The sequence below is a fragment of the Paenibacillus sp. NPDC056722 genome, assembly GCF_042790635.1.
In the GTDB taxonomy this organism is placed as follows: Bacteria; Bacillota; Bacilli; order Paenibacillales; family Paenibacillaceae; genus Paenibacillus_AQ; species Paenibacillus_AQ agri.
In genome coordinates, this window is the sequence record NZ_JBHTYV010000035.1 from 1 (window position 1) to 1,393 (window position 1,393).

At 50.9% G+C, this 1,393-nt stretch carries 2 tRNA genes and 3 rRNA genes; all 5 read right to left on the reverse strand.

From position 1 onward, the window contains the following. A 23S ribosomal RNA gene (locus tag ACFRAM_RS28670) occupies positions 1–272 on the reverse strand; the annotation flags it as partial. A gap of 237 nt (positions 273–509) precedes the next feature. Continuing rightward, positions 510–585, reverse strand: a tRNA-Ala gene (locus tag ACFRAM_RS28675). Positions 586–612: 27 nt separating this feature from the next. Then, a tRNA-Ile gene (locus tag ACFRAM_RS28680) sits at positions 613–689 on the reverse strand. Positions 690–732: 43 nt separating this feature from the next. After that, a 5S ribosomal RNA gene (gene rrf, locus ACFRAM_RS28685) occupies positions 733–849 on the reverse strand. Between the two features lie 137 nt (positions 850–986). Continuing rightward, positions 987–1,393: ribosomal RNA gene (locus ACFRAM_RS28690) — 16S ribosomal RNA — on the reverse strand; the annotation flags it as partial.

Genomic DNA, 1,393 nt, shown 5'->3' on the forward strand with positions numbered 1-1,393 from the left:
GGCTGTTCCGCGTTCGCTCGCCGCTACTGACGGAATCACTATTGTTTTCTCTTCCTCAGGGTACTTAGATGTTTCAGTTCCCCTGGTCTGCCTCTACATATCCTATGTATTCAGATATGAGTAACTGCGAATTACCACAGCTGGGTTTCCCCATTCGGACACCCCCGGATCAAAGCTTGCTTACAGCTCCCCGAGGCAGTTTCGTTGTTCGCCACGTCCTTCGTCGGCTCCTGGCGCCTAGGCATCCTCCGTGTGCTCTTATTAGCTTAACCTCAATTTTCTCCGCAGGAGAAATATTGGACATTGAATTGCTTCAACAGCCTTCTTTCTTCGCGAATACGATTGTTGCAACTAATAACTATTTCAACTTGCTTACACAAGTTTCAGCTAAAAGATGTTCTAAAACGCAAATTCGTTTCGGTATCCAGTTTTCAAGGATCAAGTTTCTGTAATTACGTGACAATCACGACTGTGATGTCTGGAATTACAGACAGTTCAAATAAGGTTATTGGTGGAGCCAAGCGGGATCGAACCGCTGACCTCCTGCTTGCAAGGCAGGCGCTCTCCCAGCTGAGCTATGGCCCCATAAAGGTAAGTTATTCAAATGTTATATGGTGGGCCTTGGTGGACTCGAACCACCGACCTCACCCTTATCAGAGGTGCGCTCTAACCAACTGAGCTAAAAGCCCATATAACAGATATAACATATTGGCAACCAAGAAATGGTTGTCCGCTTGGCGGCGTCCTACTCTCCCAGGACCCTTCGGTCCAAGTACCATCGGCGCTGGAGGGCTTAACGGTCGTGTTCGGGATGGGTACGTGTGGAACCCCTCCGCCATCGCCACCAAACGTTTGAAAGAGATTGACTCTCTCAAAACTGAGCAACGAGTGAGTTGAACGCTTTACGAAGTAAAGCTCGCTTCGGAAGCATGCTTCCTGAAGACTTAGATTTGAATGTCTTCGTTGCAGAAGACGATTCTCCATAGAAAGGAGGTGATCCAGCCGCACCTTCCGATACGGCTACCTTGTTACGACTTCACCCCAATCATCTACCCCACCTTCGGCGGCTGGCTCCCTTGCGGGTTACCCCACCGACTTCGGGTGTTGTAAACTCTCGTGGTGTGACGGGCGGTGTGTACAAGACCCGGGAACGTATTCACCGCGGCATGCTGATCCGCGATTACTAGCAATTCCGACTTCATGCAGGCGAGTTGCAGCCTGCAATCCGAACTGAGACCGGCTTTGCTGGGATTGGCTCCACCTCGCGGCTTCGCTTCCCGTTGTACCGGCCATTGTAGTACGTGTGTAGCCCAGGTCATAAGGGGCATGATGATTTGACGTCATCCCCACCTTCCTCCGGTTTGTCACCGGCAGTCACTCTAGAGTGCCCAGC